This is a genomic window from Nocardia sp. NPDC050718 (assembly GCF_040654235.1).
In the GTDB taxonomy this organism is placed as follows: Bacteria; Actinomycetota; Actinomycetes; order Mycobacteriales; family Mycobacteriaceae; genus Nocardia.
The window spans coordinates 677,457-701,099 of sequence record NZ_JBFAHQ010000004.1 but is presented as its reverse complement, the minus strand read 5'-3'; the positions used below and the strand labels follow the sequence as shown (position 1 = coordinate 701,099).

Annotated in this window: 22 protein-coding genes; 5 read left to right on the top strand and 17 right to left on the bottom strand. The window is 71.3% G+C overall.

What is annotated here, in order from left to right; all coding sequences use genetic code 11:
• The first annotated feature begins 50 nt into the window (after positions 1-50).
• Positions 51-422 carry a nuclear transport factor 2 family protein gene (locus AB0H54_RS22235; protein ID WP_355271776.1) on the top strand — a complete coding sequence of 124 codons (372 nt, stop codon included), beginning with the start codon at positions 51-53 and terminating at the stop codon, positions 420-422.
• A gap of 95 nt (positions 423-517) precedes the next feature.
• The gene (locus AB0H54_RS22230; protein WP_357347392.1) at positions 518-1,504 is read left to right on the top strand and encodes a helix-turn-helix domain-containing protein; all 987 of its coding nucleotides are present in this window, start codon (positions 518-520) and stop codon (positions 1,502-1,504) included.
• Positions 1,505-1,526: 22 nt separating this feature from the next.
• Here the strand turns inward: AB0H54_RS22230 and AB0H54_RS22225 are convergent, their stop codons facing one another.
• Complete coding sequence (locus tag AB0H54_RS22225) at positions 1,527-1,868, bottom strand: hypothetical protein (protein ID WP_357347391.1); 342 nt, start codon at positions 1,866-1,868, stop codon at positions 1,527-1,529.
• A gap of 260 nt (positions 1,869-2,128) precedes the next feature.
• On the opposite strand from AB0H54_RS22225, the gene AB0H54_RS22220 reads away from it, so the two are divergent.
• Entirely contained in the window at positions 2,129-2,845 is a 717-nt protein-coding gene (locus tag AB0H54_RS22220; RefSeq protein WP_357347389.1) for a hypothetical protein, read from the top strand.
• On the opposite strand, the gene AB0H54_RS22215 is transcribed toward AB0H54_RS22220, so the two are convergent.
• From AB0H54_RS22215 to AB0H54_RS22140, 16 genes are all read right to left on the bottom strand, one after another.
• Positions 2,835-3,173: a ferredoxin family protein gene (locus AB0H54_RS22215; protein ID WP_357347387.1), complete on the bottom strand. Its 339-nt coding sequence runs from the start codon at positions 3,171-3,173 to the stop codon at positions 2,835-2,837. The two genes, AB0H54_RS22220 and AB0H54_RS22215, sit on opposite strands and share 11 nt — an antisense overlap.
• Positions 3,170-4,759, bottom strand: a complete 1,590-nt coding sequence (locus tag AB0H54_RS22210; RefSeq protein ID WP_357347385.1) for an FAD-binding protein — start codon at positions 4,757-4,759, stop codon at positions 3,170-3,172. Before AB0H54_RS22210 ends, AB0H54_RS22215 begins: the two co-directional genes overlap by 4 nt.
• A gap of 65 nt (positions 4,760-4,824) precedes the next feature.
• Positions 4,825-5,760 (bottom strand): TauD/TfdA family dioxygenase, encoded by a 936-nt coding sequence (locus AB0H54_RS22205; RefSeq protein WP_357347383.1) that lies wholly within the window; start codon positions 5,758-5,760, stop codon positions 4,825-4,827.
• 107 nt (positions 5,761-5,867) lie between these two features.
• Entirely contained in the window at positions 5,868-7,208 is a 1,341-nt protein-coding gene (locus AB0H54_RS22200; RefSeq protein WP_357347381.1) for an LLM class flavin-dependent oxidoreductase, read from the bottom strand.
• Positions 7,209-7,223: 15 nt separating this feature from the next.
• Positions 7,224-8,117 (bottom strand): ABC transporter permease, encoded by an 894-nt coding sequence (locus tag AB0H54_RS22195; protein ID WP_357347379.1) that lies wholly within the window; start codon positions 8,115-8,117, stop codon positions 7,224-7,226.
• Positions 8,110-8,970 (bottom strand): ABC transporter ATP-binding protein, encoded by an 861-nt coding sequence (locus AB0H54_RS22190; protein ID WP_357347377.1) that lies wholly within the window; start codon positions 8,968-8,970, stop codon positions 8,110-8,112. Before AB0H54_RS22190 ends, AB0H54_RS22195 begins: the two co-directional genes overlap by 8 nt.
• A complete protein-coding gene (locus AB0H54_RS22185; RefSeq protein WP_357347375.1) occupies positions 8,967-10,049 on the bottom strand; it encodes an ABC transporter substrate-binding protein in 1,083 nt (360 codons plus the stop codon). The genes AB0H54_RS22190 and AB0H54_RS22185 overlap by 4 nt, the downstream gene beginning before the upstream one ends.
• 319 nt (positions 10,050-10,368) lie before the next feature.
• The gene (locus AB0H54_RS22180) at positions 10,369-11,109 is read right to left on the bottom strand and encodes a helix-turn-helix domain-containing protein (protein WP_357347373.1); all 741 of its coding nucleotides are present in this window, start codon (positions 11,107-11,109) and stop codon (positions 10,369-10,371) included.
• A gap of 103 nt (positions 11,110-11,212) precedes the next feature.
• Positions 11,213-11,374 carry a hypothetical protein gene (locus tag AB0H54_RS22175; RefSeq protein WP_357347576.1) on the bottom strand — a complete coding sequence of 54 codons (162 nt, stop codon included), beginning with the start codon at positions 11,372-11,374 and terminating at the stop codon, positions 11,213-11,215.
• A 33-nt stretch (positions 11,375-11,407) separates the two neighbouring features.
• Positions 11,408-12,796 carry a hypothetical protein gene (locus AB0H54_RS22170; RefSeq protein ID WP_357347371.1) on the bottom strand — a complete coding sequence of 463 codons (1,389 nt, stop codon included), beginning with the start codon at positions 12,794-12,796 and terminating at the stop codon, positions 11,408-11,410.
• A gap of 10 nt (positions 12,797-12,806) precedes the next feature.
• Positions 12,807-13,631, bottom strand: a complete 825-nt coding sequence (locus AB0H54_RS22165) for an ABC transporter permease (protein ID WP_357347369.1) — start codon at positions 13,629-13,631, stop codon at positions 12,807-12,809.
• Between the two features lie 29 nt (positions 13,632-13,660).
• Entirely contained in the window at positions 13,661-14,623 is a 963-nt protein-coding gene (locus AB0H54_RS22160; RefSeq protein ID WP_357347367.1) for an ATP-binding cassette domain-containing protein, read from the bottom strand.
• Complete coding sequence (locus tag AB0H54_RS22155; RefSeq protein WP_357347365.1) at positions 14,620-15,876, bottom strand: glycosyltransferase; 1,257 nt, start codon at positions 15,874-15,876, stop codon at positions 14,620-14,622. The genes AB0H54_RS22160 and AB0H54_RS22155 overlap by 4 nt, the downstream gene beginning before the upstream one ends.
• A 2-nt stretch (positions 15,877-15,878) precedes the next feature.
• The gene (locus AB0H54_RS22150; RefSeq protein WP_357347363.1) at positions 15,879-17,306 is read right to left on the bottom strand and encodes a condensation domain-containing protein; all 1,428 of its coding nucleotides are present in this window, start codon (positions 17,304-17,306) and stop codon (positions 15,879-15,881) included.
• A 302-nt stretch (positions 17,307-17,608) separates the two neighbouring features.
• Positions 17,609-18,553, bottom strand: coding sequence for a hypothetical protein (locus AB0H54_RS22145; RefSeq protein WP_357347361.1), 945 nt, complete (start codon positions 18,551-18,553; stop codon positions 17,609-17,611).
• Positions 18,554-18,610: 57 nt separating this feature from the next.
• A complete protein-coding gene (locus AB0H54_RS22140) occupies positions 18,611-19,297 on the bottom strand; it encodes a TVP38/TMEM64 family protein (RefSeq protein ID WP_357347359.1) in 687 nt (228 codons plus the stop codon).
• Positions 19,298-19,475: 178 nt separating this feature from the next.
• Here AB0H54_RS22140 and AB0H54_RS22135 point away from each other — a divergent pair, with 178 nt between their 5' ends.
• Together AB0H54_RS22135 and scpA are read left to right on the top strand one after the other, a co-directional pair.
• On the top strand, positions 19,476-21,347 hold the full coding sequence (locus AB0H54_RS22135) for a methylmalonyl-CoA mutase family protein (RefSeq protein WP_357347357.1): 1,872 nt from the start codon (positions 19,476-19,478) through the stop codon (positions 21,345-21,347).
• A complete protein-coding gene (gene scpA / locus AB0H54_RS22130) occupies positions 21,347-23,611 on the top strand; it encodes a methylmalonyl-CoA mutase (protein WP_355271812.1) in 2,265 nt (754 codons plus the stop codon). Before AB0H54_RS22135 ends, scpA begins: the two co-directional genes overlap by 1 nt.
• Positions 23,612-23,643 lie beyond the last annotated feature (32 nt).

The following is a 23,643-nucleotide window of genomic DNA, read 5'->3' as shown; positions in this document are numbered from 1 at the left end:
CGTACCCCGGCGTTACCGTTGGCGCACAGCCCATGTCGAGGAGGGTGACGATGACCGACAGTGTCGACGGTGTGCGGGAACGAGCGCGACGTCCGGAGGATCTGAGCCGGCTGGTGGTCGAACGGCTGAACGCCGGTGACGTGGACGGCCTGGTCGAGTTGTACGAATCCGAGGCGGTCCTGGCCCTGCCGGACGGCGTGGTGGCGACCGGCATCGCGGAGATCAGAGCCGCCTACGCGCGCCTGGTCGCGGACCGGCCGGTGTTCCAGCTCGGCGCGCAGGCGCCCGCGCTGCGGGCGGGCGATCTGGCGCTCACGTCGTCGCGGCTGCCCGGCGGTACGGGGGCGACCGTCGAAGTCGCGCGCAGGCAGCCGGACGGTAGCTGGCGCTGGATCCTGGACCAGCCGAACGTGCTCGGCTGAGCGGTGGCGGTGTCCAGAATGTTGGACATCGCGGGGAACGCCTGCTCCGTAGCGTGGTGCTCAGGTCGGGACCAGCACATCGAGGAGGCCTGTACATGACGAGGTCGCATTCCGTCCTCGCCCGGGCGTCGGGCTCCGACGGCGCGTGGCGCACGACGATGCCGCTCGCCGAGCACGGAGACGACGCGGGCCGGGTACGGCACCTGGTCGCCGCGTTCACCGAGACCGAGGACGCGGTGGGCGCCGCCGAGATCGAGGACGTCGTCGCGGCGTGGGTGCGCCAGGGTGTCTCGTTGGAGACGGTGCTGCGCTACGCGGTGCTGCGCGAACACCACAGCGCGGTGCACCTGATCACGGCGGCCCTGCTCGACGGCAGCGCGACCGCGACGATGGCCCGGCGGTGCGGGGTCGAGATCGCGTCGCACTACTGGGTGCTCGCGGTGGCCATCACGGATCCGCCCGCGTCCGGCGCCCGGGTGCGTCCCGATCGGGCACAGGCCCGGCGTCGGCTCGAGCAGGTGCGCGCCGAGTTGTTCCGCTGGTCGGACGGCACCGCGCTGTCCCTGCTGACCGGCGACGGCGGCACCGCGCTGCTTCCCGGCGATGTCGACGCCGACGAACTCGAGCCGCTCTTCGCCGCGCTCACCGACGCCGCGGGCGTGCCGATCACCGTGGCGGTCGCGCACTGCGCCGGCGGCGCGCTGCCGACCTGGGCGGACCGGACCCACAGCCTGCTCGACATGGTGCAGCGGCTCGGCGTCGACGGCAGGCTGCACCACTTCGCCGACCTGGCGCTGGAGTACCAGCTCACCCGACCCGGCCCCGGGCGGGATTTCCTTGCGGCGCTGCTGGATCCGCTCGACGAGCACCCCGAACTGTTCGCCACCCTGCGGTGCCACATCGCGCACGACGTGAACCGGCAGCGCACCGCGCGCGCCCTGCACGTGCACCCCAACACCGTCGACTTCCGGCTCAAGCGGATCGCCCGCCTGACCGGCTGCGACGCGACTCGCAGCCACGGCCTGTGGCGCCTGCGGTCGGCGTTGGTCGCGCGCAGCTATCGCAGCGCGGAACCGGTGTAGCGCAGCGGCTTGCGCCGATCGATCAGTTCTGGTTCAAGCCGGTCGACAGGACGACGACGACCTTGTCCTGGGTGACCTCGCTGACCCGGACATCCATCCCGTTGGCCGCCTGCGACTGGCCGACCGGCACCGTGACCTGCTGGCCGCCGATGCTCAGCGTCACCATGTCGCCGTTCACCGCGACCAGCTCGGCGTCGATGCCGAGCACCGATGCCTTGGCGCTCACCCCGCGCTCGAAGGTGACCGTGCACCCGCCCACGTTGCACTCGGAGGTGGTGCCGGGGCCCGTCATGGTGCAGGCGGAGGCGGCGAAGGGCAGCAGGAGGGCGAACGCACACAGCGTGATCAGCCGACGAACAGGCATGCCGGTCAGTGTAGTGCGAGCCGCCGGGCCGGGGCCGAAAGCGATGACTCGGGAGCGAAGGTACAACGGAACGGTCTCGCCGTGTTGCGGGTTCGCCACGCCGGGTAATACCGTCGCTGACAGGTAACTGGCGTCGCAGAGGGGTTGCCGATCGTGTCCGGTACGTCGGGGTGAACTGGCCGAATCTGTCGTTCGTCAACAGATCCGCCGGTCAACCGGGTGGTCGCTGGGGGCGAGCGGTCGAGTCGGGAGGTGGGTCGATGAGCGCGAGCGAGATGACGGTTGCCAGCCGCTGGTGGTGGCGGCCGGGGTGGACACCGGGACGTTCCTTCTACGACTGGCAGGTCACGCCGACCCAGCCGGTCGCCGACAAGCTGGTGGAGATCTTCGCCCCGACGCTGACCAGGCTGCCCGGTTTCGAACCGGTCGAGGCGGGCCGTCTGCGGATCGGGGTCCAGGGCATCGGGTTCGTCGACGGCGTCAAGGGAGTGCATCTCGCGGCGCTGGTCGCCGGCTCGCGCACCGTCCTCGCCGAGCGCGCCCCGTTCCAGATCGGGTTCGGCGCGCCCGTGGTCGCCGGCGATTCGATCCGGCTGCCGATCGCCTTGCCCGCCGATCTGCTCGAGGTCCGCGACGACCTCACCCGCGCGCTGACCGACGTGTGGATCCGCGAACGGATCCCCGAGTTCGGTGAGCCGCTGCGGCCGTACCTGGCCCTGGCCTACGCCACCCGGCCGACCCCGGTCGAGCACGTCCGGACGGTGCTCGCCGAGGACGGCTTCGCCGATTTCGGCCTCGACGACACGGTGTCGTCGGTGTCGCTGGTCGAATTGCAGTGCGAGAACCAGCGATACGACTGGTCCGAGGTGAGCACCGCCGATCTGCTCCGGGTGCCCGATCCGGTCGTCGAACCCACCGTCTACGACGATCCGCTGTTCGGCGCGTTGCGACGACCGGCGGACCTGCTCAGGGGGTGAGCCGCGGCGGCGGGGTGCCGTGCGGCAGGCGCGGGCCGACCGCCACCCGGGCGCCCGCGGTCCGGCCGTTGCCCCAGCCGAGCTTCTCCCGGTACCGGCCGATGTGCTCGGTCGGCAGCGTGACCTCGCGGGGGAGCGCGGTGGACTCCGGGGACACGTAGAGCGCGTCGGTGGGGCAGTACGCCTCGCACATGAAGCAGGTCTGGCAGTCCGACTGCCTGGCGATGACCGGAATGCCGTCCTCGGTGCGGTCGAACACGTTGGTGGGGCAGGCGAGCACGCATTTGTCGCAGCCGATGCAATCCTGCGCGCGCAGCAATTCGATCACGACGCCACCGCCAGTCCGGAGTTGCGGGCGTCGGCGGTGCCGGTCCACGGGGTGTCGAGGCCACCGGAGACGACGTGGTAATGCTGAGCCGGATCGATGGCGGGATGATCGGCCCGTTTGCTCATGCCCCTGGTCTCGGTGCGCGACAACGTCGATCGGTACATCAACCGGCCGACCGCCGTGATCGCCGCGGCCTGCCTGGCCCGGATCCGGTCGTCGCCGGTCGTGCCCGCCAGCCCGTCGGCGGCGGCGTTCCACAGCTCGTCGAGGCGGGCGAGCGCGGGCCGCAGCCGGTCGCCGTGGCGCAGGTAGTTCTTCTCGAACGGGATCAGTTCCGCCTGGGCGGCCGCGACCACCTCGGCGGCGGCGAGGGTGCCGGAACCGATGGGTCGCAGGCCGACCCGGCCCGCGCCCTCGACCTCGCCGCCCGTGCGCGCCGTGCGGGCGTAGCGCGCGGCGCCCGCACCGGCCCAGCTGCCCGACGACATTGCCCAGGCCGCGTTGTGGCTGCCGCCGCCGGTGAAGCCGCCGCAGATCCGCTCCCTGGTGGCGGCGTCGCCCGCGGCGAAGAGCCCGGGGATCGTGGTGGCGCAGTCGTCGTCGACCACATCGATTCCGCCGGTGCCGCGCACGGTGCCCTCGGCGAGCAGGTCGATCTCGAAACGCTGGGTGAACGGGTCGATCCCGCGGCGGTCGAACTGCAGGAAGAAGTTCGGCTGCCCCAGCCGCATCTGCGCCTGCACGGTCGCGTCGGCCCGGTCGAGCTGGGCGAAGACCTTCTCCCGCGACAGGGTGCGCGCGATCACCGAGCGGCCCCTGGTGGACCCGGCGTCCTCGAGTACCCGGCCGTCCTCGCCGAAGAAGGTGGCGTAGCCGTAGTAGGCGGTCTTGGTGATGGTCGAGCCCTTGGGCACGATCGCATAGGCGTTGGAGAACTCCATGCCCGAGAACCGCGCGCCCACCTCGGCCGCCATCAGCGCGCCGTCGCCGGTGTCGACATTGGTGCCCAGCGCCCCGGACAGGAACGCGCAACCGCCGGAGGCCAACACCACCGCACCCGCGGTGATCCGGTAGTCCCGGTCGAGCTGGCGCTGATGACCCGCCGCGCCGCGCACCGCGCCGGTGTCGTCGACGAGCAGTTCCAGCGCGGGTGAGTGGTCGTGGATCCGCACCCCGATCCGCTGGAGCCACGCGCGCATCCGGCGCATGTACTCGGGACCCTGCACGCCGGTGCGCAGCTGCTCGCCGGTGGCCGGGTCGACCGGGAAGGGATAGCGGCCCTCGACGGCGAGCCGGTGCATGTTCGTGTAGGTCTGGTCCAGGACGCGGTCCATCCAGTAGTGGTCGGCGAGGTGGCCGCCCAGTGCCTCGCGCGACGCCTTCGCGCTCGCGCGGGCGGTGGCCTCGGGCGCGACGTACCAGACCCCGGTGCCCGACGGCGCGGTGGCGCCGCTGGTGCCGCAGTAACCCTTGTCGACCAGGATCACCTCGGCCCCCGCCTCCCTGGCGTGGATCGCCGCCCAGGACGCGGCGGGGCCGCCGCCGATCACCAGGACGTCGGTGCTGGTGTGCCAGGTTTCGCTCATGGATCGTGCTCCTGTCGAGAAGAAGCCGGTGCCCGGCCGGGGACGGCCGGGCACCGGAGGGGAAATCAGGCGCCGGTGAACTTCTCGCCGGCCACCGAGCTGGACGCCGTGCCGTCGACGCCGACCGGGACCTCGCCCTCGAGGGTGGTGCGGTAGAGCACCCGGGTGACGTCGAGGTGGTCGAGATCGCTCGGGGCCAGGTGGGCGGTGGCCCGGTTGTCCCAGAACGCGATGCTGCCCTTGGCCCACCGGAACCGGACGGTGTAGGCGGGGTGGGCGATCTCGTCGAAGAGCAGCTGCAGCAGGGCGTCGCTCTGCGGCGGGGTCAGGCCGATGATCCGGGTGGTGAAGCCCGGGTTCACGAACAGCACCCGTTCACCGGTCACCGGGTGCACCCGCACCACCGGGTGCTCGGTGACCAGCGGCGCGGCCGCGATCTTGCGGGCGTAGTCGCTGTCGGCCTCCCACGGCGGGATCCGGCCACCGAAGCGGTGCTCGGCGCGCAGGCCGTCGAGGAAGGTACGCAGCGACTCCGGCAGCCCCGCGTAGGCGGCGGCCAGGTTGGTCCACTGGGTGTCGCCACCGCGCTCGGGGGCGATCTCGGCACGCAGGATCGACGCCGCGGGCGGGTTGATCAGCGGCGAGACATCGGTGTGCCACTGGTTGGTGTAGCTGAACTTCTTGCGGCCGAACCGCTTCTCGTAGAGGCGGCTGTCGACGGCCAGGATCTCCGGGTGCTCGGTGGGCGCGTCGTCGTCGTAGGGGTGCGACGGGGTGACGGCGCCGAACCGGCGGGAGAAGGCGATCTGCTCGGCGTGGCCGATCTCCTGATCGCGGAAGAACAGCACCTTGTGCCGGTGCAGGGCGGCGGTGAGCTCCGCGACCTGGGCGTCGGTGAGCTCGGTGCGCAGGTCGACGCCGGCGACCTCGGCGCCGATGTGCCCGGCGACCGGAGTGATCTCCAGTGCGGTGGCGGTGCGGGGTGTTTCGATGGTGGTCATGTTCTCGGTCCTTCGGGGATGCCGGGCTGGGGGCGGGTGTGCTCAGCGGCCCGGACAGGAACTGCTCACCACCCGCATCAGGTCGATGTCGAGACGTCGGGTTCGCATCAGGCGCTGACCCGCGAATCGCGCTGGGCGAACCGGCTTTCCACCGGGTCCAGGTCGTAGTGGCCACGCAGCGTGGTGGCTTCGTAGTCTGCGCGGAACAGGCCGCGCTCCTGCAGGATCGGCACCACCCGGTCGACGAAGTCCGCCAGCCCGCCGGGCAGGTACGGCGGCATGATGTTGAAGCCGTCGGCGGCGCCCGCCTCGAACCAGGTCTGCAGCTCGTCGGCCACCTGCTCGGGCGTGCCGGCGAAGGTGCGGTGCCCACGGCCGCCGCCCAGCTTGCCGATGAGCTGGCGCACGGTGAGCTCCTCGGTCTCGGCCAGCTCCTTGACCAGCGTGAACCGGCTCTTGCCGCCCTCGATCTCGCTCTCGGCGGGCAGTGGGGGCAGCGGCGCGTCCAGCGCGTGCGCGGTGAGGTCGACACCGAGCATGGACGAGAGCTGACGCAGCGCGTAGTCCGGCGAGATCAGGTCGGTGAACTCCTGCTCGAGCGCCTTCGCCTCCTCGACGGTGTCGGCGATGAACGGCACCAGGCCGGGCAGCACCTTCAACTCGTGTTCGGCGCGACCGTATTTCGCCAGCCTGCTCTTGAGATCGCGGTAGAACCGCACGCCCTCCTCGACGGTGCGCTGTGCGGTGAACACCGCCTCGGCCCGGTGCGCCGCGAACTCCTTCCCCGATTCCGACGATCCGGCCTGCACCAGCAGGGGCCTGCCCTGCGGTCCGCGCGGCGAGTTGAGCGGGCCGCGCACCCGGAATCGCTCGCCGGCGTAGTCGAGGGTGTGCACCCGGGTCGGGTCGGCGAACACGCCCGCCTCGGTGTCGAGCACGATCGCCTCGGACTCCCAGCTGTCCCACAGCGCGAGCGCCACGTCGACGAACTCCTCGGCGCGCTCGTAGCGGCGGGCGTGCTCGGGGATCGCGTCGAGGCCGAAGTTGTAGGCCTCGTCGACGCTGCCCGAGGTGACGATGTTCCACCCGGCCCGCCCCGCGCTGATGTGGTCGAGCGAGGCGAACTTGCGGGCCAGGTTGAACGGCTCGTTGTAGCTGGTCGAGGCGGTGGCGATGAGGCCGATCCGCTCGGTGGCGGTCGCGATCGCCGACAGCAGCGTCACCGGTTCGAACACCGCGAGGGTGTTGCGTTCGATGCGCGGGCCGACGGCGAGGGTGTCGGCGAAGAACACCGAGTCGAGCTTGCCGCGCTCGGCGATGCGGGCCAGCTCCTGGAAGTGCCGCACATCGAGCACCCGGTGCGCGTCGGTCCGCGGGTGGCGCCAGGCCGCCTCGTGGTGGCCGACGCCCATCAGGAAGGCGTTGAGGTGAAAGGTCTTGCGGGACATGGAAGGAACTCCTGGTCAGGCGTCGGTCGGCGAGGTGCGCCAGCGGGAGAGGCGGCGTTCCAGCGCGACGAGGGCGAAGTTGAAACCGAGGCCGATCAGTGAGATGGCCACGATGCCCGCGTACATCTGCGGGATCTGGAAGTTCTGCTGCGCGGCGGTGATCAGATAGCCGAGACCGGCCCTGGCGCCGACCATCTCGGCGGCGATGAGGACCAGGATCGAGCCGGCGGCCGCCATCCTGATACCGGTGAAGATCGACGGGATGGCCGCGGGCAGGATCACCTTCTGGAACAGCCGCAGCGGCGAGAAGCCCAGCGACACCGCCGATTTCACCAGCAGCGGGTCGACAGTGCGCACACCGGTGATGGTGTTGAGCAGGATCGGGAAGAAGGTCGCGTAGCCGATCAGCGCGATCTTCGACGTCTCGCCGATGCCGAGGATCAGGACGAACACCGGCAGCAGCGCCAGGGCGGCGGTGTTGCGGAACAGCTCGAGCACCGGATTGAGGAAGTCCGAGACCGGCTTGTACCAGGCGATCGCGATCCCGACCGGCACCGCGATCACCAGGGCGATCGAGAAGCCGGTGATCGACCGGGTGAGACTGGCCGAGACGTGCTCGCCCAGTTGCCCGTTGGCGGCGAGTTCGGCGAAGGCCTGCACCACCACCGAGAACGGCGGCAGGAACACCTCGTCGACCAGGCCGAACCGGGGCGCGAGCTCCGATGCGCTCAGCAGCAGCGCGAAGGCCAGCAGGGGCTTGGTGATCCGGATCAGGGTCGCGGCGGTCGTGCGGGCGGCGCGGGTCAGCCCGGCGGGCACGGCGGGCCGAGGGACCGGAATCGCCAGGGGGACCGCCGGTTCCGCGGCGACTTCGGCGGGGCGGACGAGGACGGGGACGGCGCTAGACATGGGCGGGGCTCCTGTCGGTGGACGCGACCGCCGCCGCGGCGCGGTCGTCGGTGGCGAGCTCGAGCCGCTGTGCCCGGCTCACCTCGCTCTGCAGTTCGGTCCAGATGCGGTGGCGGTAGTCGCGGAACTGTTCGCTGGAGCGGACGTCGATGTCGCCGGTCCGGTCGATGTCGATGTCGATCACGGCCTTGATCCGGCCGGGTCGCGAGGTGAGGACGGCGACGCGCTGGCCCAGGTACACGGCCTCGTCGATGCCGTGGGTGATGAACAGGATGGTCTTGCCGGTGGTGCGCCAGATGCGCAGCAGTTCGTCCTGCAGCGATTCCCTGGTCTGCGCGTCGAGGGCGGCGAACGGCTCGTCCATCAGCAGCACCTCCGGGTCGAAGGCCAGGCTGCGGGCGATGGCGACCCGCTGCTTCATGCCGCCGGAGAGTTCGTGCGGGTAGCGGTCGCCGAAGCCGGCCAGGCCGACCAGTTCCAGGTAGTGCTCGGCGATCGCCCTGCGCTCCTTGCGCGCCACGCCCTTGGCCTCGAGGCCGAACTGGATATTGGCGCGGGCGGTGCGCCATGGCAGCAGCGCGTACTGCTGGAAAACCACGCCGCGGTCGAGCCCGGGGCCGGTGATCGGGGCGCCGTCGAGCAGGATCTGCCCCGCGCTGGGGGTGCTCAGGCCGCCGAGCAGATCCAGCAGGGTGGACTTGCCGGAACCGCTGGGGCCGACCAGGACCAGGAACTCCCCGGCGCCGACGTCGATGCTGATGTCGTCGATGGCGGTGAACTTCTCGGCCGCGCCGCGCACGGCGAACTGCTTACCGACGCCCCGCAGGGCGAGTTTGGCTGTGGTGGTACTCATTTCGCGGCCACCGCCTCGCCCGTCGGGCCACTGGCCGGCTGGTAGGTGCCGTTGGCGTAGGGGTTGTCCTGGTTGGTGAACAGATCCTCGGCGGCGATCTTGCCCTTCGGCAGTTCACCGTTGCGCTCGAGCCAGTCGATCCAGATCTGGATCTCGCGGTCGGCGATCACCGCACCCGCCACCGGGATGCCGGAGCTGCGCCAGTAGTCGAGCAGCTTCAGGTTCTCGTTGCGGCCACGCTTGGTGATGATCTCGGCGAACTTGGCGACGACCTCGTCGCGCGGAGTGATCTGCAGCCAGCGGGTCGCCCGCGCGGTGCCCTGCACGAAGTCCTTGACCGCGGCACCGTTCTGGGCGATGTAGTCCTTGCGGAAAACGTAGGTGCCGTAGTCGAATTCGCCGAAGATGTCCTTGTCGGTGAACAGCGGGCGCAGGCCGCCGCGCGGCACCGCGGTCTCGCGGTACACGCCGCCGAGCGCGGCCACGTCGATCTGGCCGCTGCGCAGCGCCTCCTCGGTGTTGACCGGCGGCACCACGATCAGCTGGACCTGCTTGATCTCGGCTTCGCTGAGCCCCTGCTGGTGCAGCCATTCCCGGGTGACGAACTCGTGATGCGCGCCGAGGGTGTTGACACCGACCTTCTTGCCGATCAGGTCACGGGCGCTGGTAATCCCGGCGTCGTCACGGACGAAGTAGCCGGTGAACGACTTGGCGTCGGAGCCGTAGGAGCTCAGCACCGCCTGCACCGGTGCGCCACCGGCGGCGAGCTTGACGACCGCGCCGTTGAACGCGCTGCCGAATTCGATCTGCTTGGTGGCGGCGGCCTGGATATTGGCCGGGCCGCTGGTGGTATCGCCCTCCCACTGCAAGCTGATCGTGCTGAAGTAGCCGAGGCTGTCGGCGAGTTCGAAGGCCGTGACCAGGCCGGTCTGGCCCTGATAGCGCAGGACGGTCTTGCCGTCGGCGGTCGTCGGCGCGTCGGTGGCGCCGCACGCGGTGACCACCGCGAGGGCGGCGGGAACGACGAGTGCGGCGGCGAGCGCCCGCAGCGGACGTCGTCGGAAGAGGGTGGAGAACATGTTTCGGGGTGCTTTCGACGGCACGCGTGACCGCGCGGCGGGCCACACGGGCGCACGCCGCGACGATCCGCGCGAACGGATTACCGGGAAGGAGAGGGGAGAATCGGCGGACCTGGAGCCGCCGCGGCGTCAGCGGCGACAGCGGCGACAGAATCCGGGCGACAGGCGCATCAGGTCCACCGTACGGCGGCGGACGAGCGCGGGGGATTCGATCATGACGGGACTTTCGGTGACGAGTGCGGCGAGGGCTGCGCCGCAACGGATTCCATAGTGCGCCCGGCGGTGTCCGGGCGGCAATGCCGTTTTCGCATCGTGGAAATCACGGTGCGCCGAATCCCGTACCAGCGGCGCCGGCGTGGAAGTACGGTCCGATCCGCACGGCGATCTGGTGCATCGCGGGCACGACGGCCCGCACGAGATCCCGGTCGAGGCGGACCGAGCGCGCCTGCACACCCAGCGCGCCCCAGACCTGCCGGTCGGGTCCGAGCACCGGGACCGCGATCGCGCGGATCGGCTCGTCGCTGTCGATCTCCTCGACCGCGAACCCGCGCCTGCGCACCGTGTCGAACAATTCGCCGGTGCCCGCGTCGGCCCTGGCGGGGGTGTGCGCGAGCAGGGCGTGGCCGACCGCGCTGGTGGACAGCGGGCTGCGCTCCCGCGGAATCTGGTTGTGGCAGAAGTACACCGGTGGCCGCGCCTGGAAGACGGTGAGCGCCTCTTCCGCGTCGGGCACGCTCAAACTGACGGTGATCTTGATCCCGGCGGCGAGCGCGTACAGATGGGGCGCGGCGGCGTCGAGACCCAGCCGGGAGAGCGCGGGGCGGGCCAGGCAGGCCAGCCCGTGCCCGATCCGGTAGCGATCGGTGGCCGGATCCTGTTCGAGCAGCCTGCCCCGGACGAGGGCCTGGGCCAGCCGGAAGGTGGTGCTGACGGGCAGTCCCGCCCGCTGCGCGAGTTCGCTGAGCGACAGTTCGGGATCGCTGCCCTGGAAGCAGTTCAGCACGTGCACCGCGCGGTCGACTGCTTGCGCGCCGGAACGCGGCGGTTCGGTGGCGGTCATGGCGGCTCCCTCTCGACGAAGTGCCGTGAACTATCGCCAACGCCGTGATCAGGCGCAATCCTTCCGCGCACCGATAGCGGAATTCGAACGGTGCGGGGCGGCCTCAGTCGCCGTCGGCCCGCGCCGGGGCGACGGGCGAGGAGAGCCGGATGACGCCCGCGTCGAGGTCGACGTCGAGGCGGGGTTCGCGCTCCTGGCCGTTGCTGTCGCCGCTGCCCTCGTTCTGCAGCTTCTTGCCCGGAAACAGCTCGCCCATGATGCCCACGGCTCCACGATAGCCGCGGGCACCGGCGCGGCCTCACCAGAAGCGCGGTGTCAGTCCCCAGTCGCCGAACTCGGCGGCGAGCAGGTCCTGCAGCGCCGCGCGGGTCGGGAAGCGGTCGGGGTCGCCGCCGGTGACCACCAGGGTGACGGTGTCGTCGTCGCAGGAGAACGCCAGGTTGACGCCCACTTCCACCTGCCGGAACAGCTCGACCGGGCCGGGATTGACCACGGGGCGCATGATCACGTCGCGCGCCCGGTGCTCGCCGAGCACGGCGATGTTCTGGGCGGTGCGGCCCATGTTCGTGCACAGGCACTCGGGCGCCTTGGCGGTCCGCGCGAACTTGTGCAGCACCACCTTCGGCAGCAGCATCTGGACCGGCTGCAGATGCTGGATCGGGGGAATGGTCGCGGGATCGCGGTAGGCCAGGCCCGCAGCCTTGAGCGCGGCGCGGACCGCGGGCAGATCGGCCCGCGCACCGGCGCGGTAGGTGACGCTGATCGGCAGCCCGGTGGTGGCGTTGGCGCGCGGATCGTCGGCGACCCGCATCGAATGCGGGATGTCCACGCGGACGTCGGCGCCGTCGGCGATCCGGCCGCTGCGCCCGAGCAGGCCGACGGCGACACCGATCAGCAGGCCGTTGGTAGTCCCGCCGTTGGCCGCGGCGACGGCGTCCCAGTCGGCGAGGCCGACCTGGACGATCGTCTCGGCGGCCTGCCAGGTCTCCGCGTGCGGCAGGCGGGGTTCGGCCGGGCGCGGATTGCGGGCGGGCTCGCTGACCCCGCGGGCGCGGCGCGCCAGGCGCACCCCGCGCGCGACCGCGCGCACCTGTCCCACCGCGTCGGCGATGTCGGCGGCGAAGCGGCCGGAGCCGGCGACCGGGCCGACCAGATGGCCCGCGCTCGCGGCCCGGTCGGGGGTCTCGCCGCGATTGAGCCGGTCCAGCGAGTCGACGATCGCGTGCATCATCCCGCCGCCGTCGCAGGCGACGTGCGAGGCGACCAGGGTGACGACGGTGCCGCCGGACTCCGTGTGCGCGCCCGCCAGCTGCCACACCAGGCCGCGCTCGGGGTCGAACTCCACCGCGGCCTGCTCGAGGAACCACTCCAGCACCCGGTCGTCGGGCAGCGGCGTCGGCGACCAGATCAGCGGCAGCGACTCCGTGGCCGGCTCCCAGTGCGCCCGGGCGATCGGGAACCGGGTGGTGCGGACCTTGCGGGCGATGAATCCGGTGGCCAGGTGCGCGTGCCAGCGTCGCAGCAGGTCGGGGTCGAGCCGCTCGTCGAAGCGGTAGGCCAGCTGATTGACCAGCGCGTTCGGGTAGAGGCTGTGCAGCTTGAAGAACAGGTCGTCGTCGGCGGTGATCCGGTTGAGGCCGGCCGGTCCGGTGGCGACGGCCGCGACGGCGGGGGAGGTGACGGTCATCGGGAACTCCTCATCGGGAACGGAGAGTGCGCACGGTCAGCGGCGCGAAGACGGCGACGACGACCACCGAGGCCACCAGCGACCAGCACGCGTCGGCACCGACGGTGCCCGCGGCGGCCAGCTCGCGCACGGCGGAGACCAGGTAGGACACCGGATTGACGTCCGAGACGTGCTGCATCCAGGTGGGCATGGATTCCTCGGGCACCAGGGCGTTGGAGGCGAAGCCGAGGAAGGTCAGGACCAGCATGCACATGCCCTGCACGGCGGCGGGCCGGGCGACGGTCGCGCCGATGAAGGCGAACAGCCAGCTGATCGCGGTCGTCGCGAAGACGACCAGCACGGCACCGGCGAGGAACCCGGCGGTGTGCTCGGGCCGGTAGCCCATGCAGAATCCGACGATCACCACCGTCGTCGCGGCGATCAGGTACCGCACCGTGCCCGCCAGCAAAGCTCCGGCAACCGGCGCGGAGCGGGCGATCGGCATGGCGACGAAGCGGTCGAAGACCCCGGAGTGGATGTCCTCGGACAACTGCACGCCGGTGGCGACCGAGGAGGTGAGCACGATCTGCACCAGCACGCCCGGAATCATGATCGGCAGGTAGGCCGCCATGCTCCCCGCGATGGCGGTGCCGAAGATGCTGCCGAACAGCACCGGGCCCACGATCGGCAGCAGAATGGCGTCGTAGAGCAGCTGCGGGCTGTGCCGGAAGGTGAGCAGGCCACGCCACGCCATCATCAGCGCGTGCTGTACCGCCGCGAGCGGGCCGACCCGGGTGATCCGCGGCGCGCGCACGACCTGCGGCGGCGTCGTGCCGGTCGGGGTGGTGAGAGTCATTGCGCTGCTCGACCTTTCACGGAGGGCGGTCATGCCGCGTCGACGGTGTCGGCGGTGCGGGCGTGTCCGGTCAGCGACAGGAACACCTCGTTGAGGTCGGGCCGGTCGACCGCGAAACCCCGCAGGGTGATGCCCGCGGCGCGGCAGGCGGCGACGATGTCGGCGCCGAGCGCGACATCGGGCAGCGCGACCGTCAGCGTGCCGGTGGAGGAGCCCTCGGGGACCTCGCCGGTGAGTTCCTGGATCAGCGACTCGGCGCGGCGCAGGTCCGCGGTGTCGGGGATGTCCAGGCGCAGCACCTGTTCACCGATCGAGGCCTTGAGCTCGGCGGCGGTGCCCTCGGCGACGAGGGTGCCGCGATCGATGACGGCGATCCGGTCGGCCAGTGCGTCGGCTTCCTCGAGGTACTGGGTGGTGAGCAGCACGGTCGCGCCGCGTTCGACGAGTCCGCGCACGATGCCCCACATGCGGTCGCGGGTGTGCGGGTCCAGGCCGGTGGTCGGTTCGTCGAGGAAGATCAGCGGGGGCACGGTGATCAGCGTCGCGGCCAGATCCAGGCGGCGGCGCATCCCGCCGGAGAACGCGGAGACGCTGCGGCGCGCGACGGCCGAGAGCTCGAACTCCTCGAGCAGTTCGTCGCTGCGCGCGGCGGCGTCCCGGCGGGACAGGCCGAGCAGGCGGCCGAACAGGCGCAGATTCTCACCGGCGGTGAGGGTTTCGTCGACCGAGGCGTATTGCCCGGTGAGCCCGATCATCGAGCGCACGGCGGTGGCCTCGCGCACCACGTCGAAGCCGAACACCTCGGCGCTGCCACGATCGGGGCGCAGCAGCGTCGCGAGCATGCGGACCGTGGTGGTCTTGCCCGCGCCGTTGGGGCCGAGCATCGCGAAGACCGAACCGGCCGGGATGCTGAGATCGATACCGCCGACGGCGGTGAAGTCGCCGTAGGATTTGCCGAGCCCGCTGGTGCGGACGGCGATGTCGGTGGTCACAGGGGCCTCCCGGCATGGTCGAGTTCGGGGGTCGGGAAGGTCAGGGGGACCAGGGTTTCCACCTCGTCGGCGGCCAGGGCGACGCCCCGCCGGGGGAAGGCGTGCGCGTACGCGGTGGCGCGTGCGATCACCTCCGGGTCGGCGACGCGGTCCAGCAGGGCGGTGAGCCGGTCGGCGGTCAGCTCCGCGGCGCGCAGGGTGCTGGCCAGGCCAAGCCGGGCCAGCGCCCGGCCCCAGTACGGCTGATCGGCCTGGATCGAGCAGATCACCTGCGGCACCCCGGCGCGCAGCGCGGCGGCGGTGGTACCCGCCCCGCCGTGATGCACCGCGGCGACACAGCGCCCGAACACCGCGGCGTGGTCGACCTGCTCGACGATCGCGACCTCGGGGGACAGCTCCGGCTCCAGGCCCGCCCAGCCCGCGGCCAGCAGCAACCGCCTGCCCCGCCGCGCGCAGACCGTGCGCAGCATCGCCACCAGCGCCGCCGGATCGTCGACGGCCATCGAGCCGAAGCCGACATAGATCGGCGCGGGGCCCGCGTCGAGCCACGCGGTGAGCGCGGGATCGGCGGGGCCGCCGAGGAATCCGTCGGCGTCGACGGCGAAACCGGTGATGGGATGCCGCTCGGGGAGCTCGGCCGCCAGCCCGGGAAACAGGTCGATGTCGTAGGCCTGGATCGAGACCCGGCCCGGCAGTGGATGTTCCACGATGCCGAACTCGGCGAGTGGCTCGGCGAGCGCGGCATCGCGCGCCCACCGCAGTCCGGACCAGATCCGCCGGTTGAGCGCGCCGGGAATCCGGTCGCCCCACGCGGTGGGGACGACCGGCACCGAGCGATTCGGGTGGATGGGGAAGAAGTGCACCGCGGCCAGCGGCAGGCCGACCCGCCGGGCGGCCTTCTCGGCCGCCTCCTCGCCCGCCATCCCCGTCACCAGCACGTCGTGACCCGGCGCGAGCGCGAGCAGGTCGCGCACCGCCTCGGCCACGCCACGCCGCTGCAGATCCAGCACGGCCCGCAGCCGCTGGCGCGGGCTGGGGCTGCGGAACCGCCGGTCGTCGTGCTGGGTGCGCAGCAGCTCGGCGCTGTCGCGACCGAAGCCGACGGCGGGAATGCCGTGCGCGGTGGCGAAGTCGACGAGATTGGGGGAGAGGGCGAGCGTCACCGAGTGCCCGCGAGCCAGCAGCTCGCGGGCCAGCAGGATGCCCGGCTGGGCATCGCCACGGCTGCCGGTGAAGGCCAGCAGTGCACGCATCGTCAGCCCGCGCTCAGCGCTGCCGACGCGGTGTCGGCGACCGGGGCGCTCGCGACGGGCGCCGCGAGGGTGGTGACCGCGTAGATGGCCCTGGCGAATTCGGTGAGGAAGCGATCCATCACCTCGGCGGCCAGGCCGGCCGGGTAGCGGGTGGACACGTAGAGGCCCTCGGGGCCGCGCACGACCCAGAAGTACACCTCGTCGGTGGAGTACGACACCGCGCGCAGGGTGCGTCCGCGCAGGTCGGCGACCAGTTCGTAGTCCGGCAGCATCCGGATGTCGAGGAACGACGCGCCGAAGGTCGGACCCTCGAGCGCCCCCGCCATCGCCAGCGACCGGCCCCAGGAGGCGTCGTTGCAGATGTGGGCGCGCTTGAGGGCGGCCCGGGTGACGTCGAGCGCGGCGCCCATGTCGGCGCCCGCGGGCAGGGTGATGTCGACCGGCACCACGTTGACGAACCAGCCCATCGACTCGAGCCAGGTCAGGTCGGGGCGGGTCGCGATCGGCATGATGGTGCGGAACCGGTCGTCGCCGAACACCTCTCGCGAGGCGGCGGCCAGCGCGGCGAACACGGTGACCGAGAGCCGGTGCTTGAGCCGGTCGAGCGCCTCCTCGACCTCTTCGAGCTGGTCGAGGGTCAGCAGCGTGCGCGAGACACTGGGCTGGGCGTGCTCTCCGTCGAGCGCGGCCACCAGGCCCTCGGCGAAGCGGGGCATCGGCGAGCCGGGCGTGCCGACGAAGTCGCGCCACACCGCGACGGCGGGGGAGTCGGGGGTGAGTTCCTCGGCGGCGGCGCGTTCGACGGCGGCGAAGTCGGCAGCGCTGCCGAAGGTGGCCGAATCGCGGATCTCCCCGCCGTCGCGCACCGCGGTGTAGAGGGTGCGCAGTTCGAGGATCAGCACGGCCTGGGAGTAGGCGTCGAGCACCGAGTGGTCGGCGGCGACCAGGACGGTGAAGTCGTCGGTGTCGTGGGCGACGGTGGCCACCAGCAGATGCGGCCAGATCAGCGGCGACAGCCGCAGTTCCAGTGCCTCGCACAGGAATTCGTTGATCAGGTCACCGTCGGTGAGTTCGGGGACCGGCGCCGAGGCGACCCGCACGGTGCCGGGGGCGGTGGTGATCCGGTGGTAGTCGCCGTCGCCGGTGGGGGCGACCGTTGTGCGGAAGCCCTCGTGGCGGTCGTGCCACAGTTCCAGGGTCCTGGCCCACACCCGCGCGTCCAGCGGGGCGTCCATCTCGAAGATGGTGCCGATCCAGCGGCCGCGACCGGGGGTGGGGTCCTCGGGATCGAGGAAGCCGAGGTACTGGGAGTGCACGCTGGCGAGCGGGCGTTCGTCGTCGTACCACGAGCCGGCGTCGGCCAGCTCCGGGGTCCAGATGGACAGGGCGCCGGAGCGGATCGTGAATTCGGACAGATGGGTGTATTCCATGCGGGGTCACCTCGAGGTGCAGTGCATGCCGAAGACGGCGCGAACGGGGATGTCGGTGACCGCGGTCGCGTCACCGGATGTTGCTCTGGATCCCGCACCGGATGTAGCTGGCGAACCCTGGGCTATCCCGAGTCTATAACTCTGAGAGTTTTCTGAAATATGCGTTAGTCACAACTGGCCTATGTGAAGAAGCTCACTTTCAATTTGTCTCGGAACGCCAGCGTAACCCGGTGCCCCTGAAGTAAGGGGGTTTCAGTTCAGAAAGTCCGGAACCGAATCGGTGGATGGGCGCTGACCTGTGGTTATGTCGCGACAGTCGGCCCGAACTCGGCGAGCACGGTGCCGTGGCGGACCACGCCGGAGAGCCCGGGGAGCTCCGTCGGGGGCGTCCACGACCGGAATCCGTCGTAGCTGTCGCTGTAGACATAGCGGCCGTCGGTGTAGGCGTCGAGGTAGATCCGGTGCCCGCCGTCGGGCAGGCGGACCACCGACTGGCCCTCACGCGGACCGCCCCAGCCGGCCCAGTCGCCGGTGGCCACGAAGGAATAGGGGCCGATCGGCCGGTCGGCCACGGCGAGTTCGATCAGCTTGCTGTCCTCGTTCTTGACGAACGCGAACAACCGGCCCGCCAGCCGGACCAGGGTGGCGTCGATATAGCCGAGGGATCCCGGTCCGCCGGGGCCGAGGCCGAGCAGCGGCACCGGTGGCGCCCAGGTCGTCAGGCCGGGGTCGAGCGGGATCAGCAGGTGCGGGGTGAAGCCGTGGCCCCAGGTGAGCGAGACGATGATGCCGACGCGGCCCGCGGCGTCGGCGTACCACTCCGGCGCCCATGCGCCGTCGAGCCTGCCCGCCACCAGCATGGGCACCGGGGCCATGGCGGTCCAGGTGATCCGGTCGAGGCTGTGCGCCAGGCCGATCGCGGTGGCGTCACCGGCGATCGTGTAGGTGAGGTAGTAGCGGCCGTCGGTGTGCCGCAGGATGCTCGGATCGCGGACCAGGCCCGTGGGTGGGGTGTAGGCGTACTCGTCGACGGGGGTGAACGCCGTGCCGTCGGCCGACTCGTACACCGCCAGCGTGGTGTCGCTGTCGGCGCGGAAGGCGGTCATCGTGTAGCGGGTGGGCGTGCGGTCGGGGTCGATCCCGACACCGGGACCGAGCGCGGATTGCGCCCGCGCGGTGCCCGCTGCCAGCAGGGGCACTCCGGCCAGCAGTGCGAGTGCGGATCGTCGGCCCACCGTCATCGCCATGACCTGGGATTATCCGATCGCGAACGGGTCGGGCCGCGCAGGCGCGCCGCGACGAATTCAGCCGCGCACCGCGACCGGGTCGGTGTCCGGCGCGGCCGGAGCGGCGGCGATCGGCATCTTTGCGTCGAGCGCCAGTCCGAGCAGTCCGATCGACAGGCAGACCGCCGAGACGACGACCGCGATCGGATCGGTGTGGCCCGCCAGCGAGCCGGCCAGGACGACCGTCGAGATGGTGCCCGGCGCCGAGCCGACGAGGGTGGCCGCCAGATAGGGCAGCACCCGCACCGAGGACAGGCCACAGCAGTAGTTGACGATCGAGAACGGCGCGAGCGGGATCATCCGCAGCGCGGCCACCGCGAGCCAGCCGCGCTGGGCCAGGCGATCATCGATCGCGCGCACCGCCGGGTGGTGCAGATGCCCGGCGACCCGGTCGCGGCCGAGCGCGCGGACGCCCAGCAGCGCCAGTGTCGCGCTGATCCCGGTCGCGCCCAGCGCGACGATCGACCCGAGCACCGGACCGAACAGGACACCACTGGTCACGGTCAGCACGGTGCGCGGCACCGGCGCCACCGCGACCAGCGCGTAGAAGAGGAAGAACAGCAGCGGCAGCAGCGGACCCGCGCCGCCCGCCCACTCCCTGATCTGCTGCGGGCCGGGCAGCGGGACCATCATCGCCACCACGAACAGCACGGCGACCCCGGCCAGAGCCATGAGCAGGCGCGGGGAGCGGATCAGTCGGGACACCGGGTAAGCGTACCGGCCGGTAGGGGATGGCCGGAGAGAGTGGACAGAGTGTCACAGTTAGCATCATGTAAGAACCGGACACATCCTGGTTCGCCGCAGTATTCCGCTGCTGGGCTGATGCTGCCGGATCGGCAGTACACCGGGATGCGGTCGTCGAATGGAAGAGAGAACAGCAGCTATGCCGATTGGTTCAGAGTCCGGGGCGGGACTCGCGCCGGATCCGGTGCCCGAGTACGCCGCGTGGCGCAAGGGTGTGGCGGGCGTGCTGGCGAAGGCGCGACGGGTCGAGGTCGCCGAGCTCCCGGCGGAGCCCGAGCATCTGCTCGACGAGACCACCTATGACGGGCTGACCATCGCCCCGCTCTACACCCGCCGCGACGAGCTGCCCGAGCAGCCGCTGCCCGGCGCTTTCCCGTTCGTGCGCGGTGGCAGTGCCACCCGCGACCCGCAGCGCGGCTGGTTCGTCGCCGCGTTCGCCGGCTCGGCGGATGCCGCGGCCACCAACCGGACGATTCTCGGCTGGCTGGAGAACGGCGTCAGCGCCGTGTCGCTCGGGATCGGCGCCGAGGGCGTCGCGCCCGCCGACATCCCCACCGCGCTGACCGGCCTGCTCTTCGAGCTGGCCCCGCTGACCCTGGTCGCGGGCGCCGACGTCGAGGCCGCCGCCGCGCAGGTCTTCACGGTGCTCGACGGCTACCAGCTCGCCGAGCGCGCGCAGATCCAGGTCGGCCTGGGTGCCGCGCCGCTGACCAGCGCCTTCGCCGGCGCCGCCGACATCGACACCGATCAGGCCGTCGCCCTGGCGACGCGCGCGATCGCCCGCCCGGAGACCGTCCGCGCGATCACGGTGGACGGCACCGCCTTCCACAACGCCGGCGCCGCCGACGCGCAGGAACTGGGCGCGTCCGTCGCGGCCGGACTCGCGTACCTGCGCGCGCTGACCGCCGCCGGTGTCGACATCGCCGACGCGTTCGGCCAGCTCGAGTTCCGCTTCGCGGCCACCGACGACCAGTTCGCCACCATCGCGAAATTCCGTGCGGCCCGGCGCCTCTGGGCGCGCGTCGCGCAGGTGTGCGGTGCGCCCGCCTTCGGCGCGGCCCCGCAGCACGCGGTCACCTCGGCCGCCATGATGACCCAGCGCGACCCGTGGGTGAACCTGCTGCGCACGACCCTGGCCGCCTTCGGCGCCGGTGTCGGTGGCGCCGACTCGGTCACCGTGGCGCCGTTCGACTCCGCCCTGCCCGCAGGTGAACTCGGTGTCTCGCAGTCGTTCTCGGAGCGCATGGCCCGCAATATCCAGCTGCTGCTGCTGGAGGAGTCGCGCCTCGGACATGTCCAGGACCCGGCCGCCGGCTCCTGGTACGTCGACTCGCTGACCGACGACCTGGCCGCCAAGGCCTGGGAGTTCATGCAGGAGATCGAGGCCGCGGGCGGTTACCCCGCCGCGCTCGCCGCGGGCCTGGTCGCCGACCGCATCGCCGAGACCGCCGCCGGCCGCGCCGCCGACATCGCGCACCGCAAGACCGCGGTCACCGGTGTCAACGAGTTCCCCAACCTGGCCGAGACCCCGCTCTCGGAGCAGGCCCGCGCCGGGGATTCGGTCGCGCGCTACGGCGCCGCGTTCGAGTCGCTGCGCAACCGCTCCGACGCGTTCCTCGCGGCCACCGGCGCCCGTCCCAAGGCGCTGATCGTGCCGCTCGGCCCGGTCGCCGAACACAACGCGCGCACGATCTTCACCGCGAACGTGCTGGCCTCCGGCGGGATCGAGTCGGTCAACCCCGGCCCGCTCACCGTCGACGGGATCGCCGCGGCCGCCACCGAATCCGGCGCGCCCATCGCGGTGCTGTGCGGTGCGGACAAGCGCTACGGCGAGGAAGCGGGCGCCGCGGTCGAGGCCCTGCGCGCCGCGGGCATCGACACGGTCCTGCTGGCCGGACCGGAGAAGTCGGTCGCGCAGTACAGCGGTACACAGCGTCCCGACGGATACCTGACCCTGCGCATCGACGCGGTCGCGGTCCTGTCGCAGCTGCTGGAGAAGGTGGGAGCCTGATGACGACATCCGATATCGAGCACCTGATCGGTAGTTTCGCCGAGGTGCCGCTCACCGAGCACGCGCCCACGGCCGCCGAGGTCGACGACGCGCAGGTGAAGGAGTTCGTGGCCGAGGCCGCCGCGGCCAACCACACCACCGCCGATCAGCTCACCTGGGCCACGCCCGAGGGCATCGACGTGCCGCCGGTGTTCACCAAGGCCGACCGCGATGCCGTTGTCGCGCAGGGTTATCCGCTGGACACGGTGCCCGGCGTGGCGCCGTTCCTGCGTGGTCCCTACCCGACCATGTACGTCAACCAGCCGTGGACCATCCGCCAGTACGCGGGCTTCTCCACCGCCGCCGACTCCAACGCCTTCTACCGCCGCAACCTGCAGGCCGGTCAGAAGGGCCTGTCGGTCGCCTTCGACCTGGCGACGCACCGTGGCTACGACTCCGACCACCCGCGCGTGCAGGGTGACGTCGGCATGGCCGGTGTCGCGATCGACTCGATCCTGGACATGCGCCAGCTGTTCGACCAGATCCCGCTGGACCAGGTGTCGGTGTCGATGACCATGAACGGCGCGGTGCTGCCGATCCTGGCGCTCTACGTCGTCGCCGCCGAGGAACAGGGCGTCACGCCCGCACAGCTGGCCGGAACCATTCAGAACGACATTCTGAAAGAGTTCATGGTCCGCAACACCTACATCTACCCGCCCAAGCCCTCGATGCGGATCATCTCCGACATCTTCGCCTTCACCAGCGCCGAGATGCCGAAGTTCAACTCGATCTCCATCTCCGGCTACCACATCCAGGAAGCCGGTGCCACGGCCGATCTGGAGCTGGCCTACACCCTCGCCGACGGCGTGGAGTACATCCGGGCCGGTATCGCGGCGGGCATGGACGTCGACAAGTTCGCCCCGCGGCTGTCGTTCTTCTGGGCCATCGGCATGAACTTCTTCATGGAGGTCGCCAAGCTGCGCGCGGGCCGGCTGCTGTGGAGCGAGCTGGTCTCGAAGTTCGAGCCCAAGAGCGCGAAATCGCTGTCGCTGCGCACCCATTCGCAGACCTCGGGCTGGTCGCTGACCGCGCAGGACGCCTACAACAACGTGGCGCGCACCTGCATCGAGGCGATGGCCGCGACCCAGGGCCACACCCAGTCGCTGCACACCAACGCCCTCGACGAGGCACTCGCCCTGCCGACGGACTTCTCCGCCCGCATCGCCCGCAACACCCAGCTGCTGATCCAGCAGGAGTCCAACACCACGCGCCCGATCGACCCGTGGGGTGGCTCGTACTACGTGGAGTGGCTCACCCACCAGCTCGCCGAGCGCGCCCGCGCGCACATCGCCGAGGTGGAGGCGCACGGCGGGATGGCGCAGGCGATCTCGGAGGGCATTCCGAAGCTGCGCATCGAAGAGGCGGCCGCGCGCACCCAGGCGCGCATCGACACCGGCCAGCAGCCGGTGATCGGCGTCAACAAGTACCAGGTCGAAGAGGACCAGCAGGTCGAGGTCCTCAAGGTCGAGAACTCGCGCGTGCGCGCCGAGCAGATCGAGAAGCTGGAACGCCTGCGCGCCGAACGTGATTCGGCCGCTGTCGAGGCCGCGCTGGCCAACCTGACCCGCGCCGCCGCCTCGTCCGAGGGCGGGATGGAGAACAACCTGCTCGCGCTGGCCATCGACGCCGCCCGTGCCAAGGCCACCGTCGGTGAGATCTCCGACGCACTGGAGAAGGTCTACGGCCGCCATCAGGCCGAAATCCGTACGCTCTCCGGTGTGTACCGTGACGAAGCAGGCAAGGCTTCCAACATCGGCGCGGCCATCGCGCTCGTCGAGGAGTTCGCCGAGGCCGAGGGCCGGCGCCCGCGCATCCTGGTCGCCAAGATGGGCCAGGACGGCCACGACCGCGGCCAGAAGGTGATCGCCACCGCGTTCGCCGACCTGGGCATGGACGTCGACGTGGGCCCGCTGTTCCAGACCCCCGAAGAGGTGGCGCGCCAGGCGGCCGACAACGACGTGCACATCGTCGGTGTCTCCTCGCTGGCCGCGGGTCACCTCACGCTGGTGCCCGCCCTGCGGCAGGCGCTGGCCGAGGTCGGTCGCCCCGACATCATGGTCATCGTCGGCGGTGTCATCCCGCCCGGCGACTTCGACGAGCTGTACGAGGCGGGCGCCGCGGCGATCTTCCCGCCCGGCACGGTCATCGCCGATGCGGCCATCGACCTGCTGAAGAAGCTGGGTGCCTCGCTCGGACACGAGATCGGCGGCGGCGCGCAGGCATGACCGGTGAGCGCCCGGAGGCGGTAGCCGGCGTC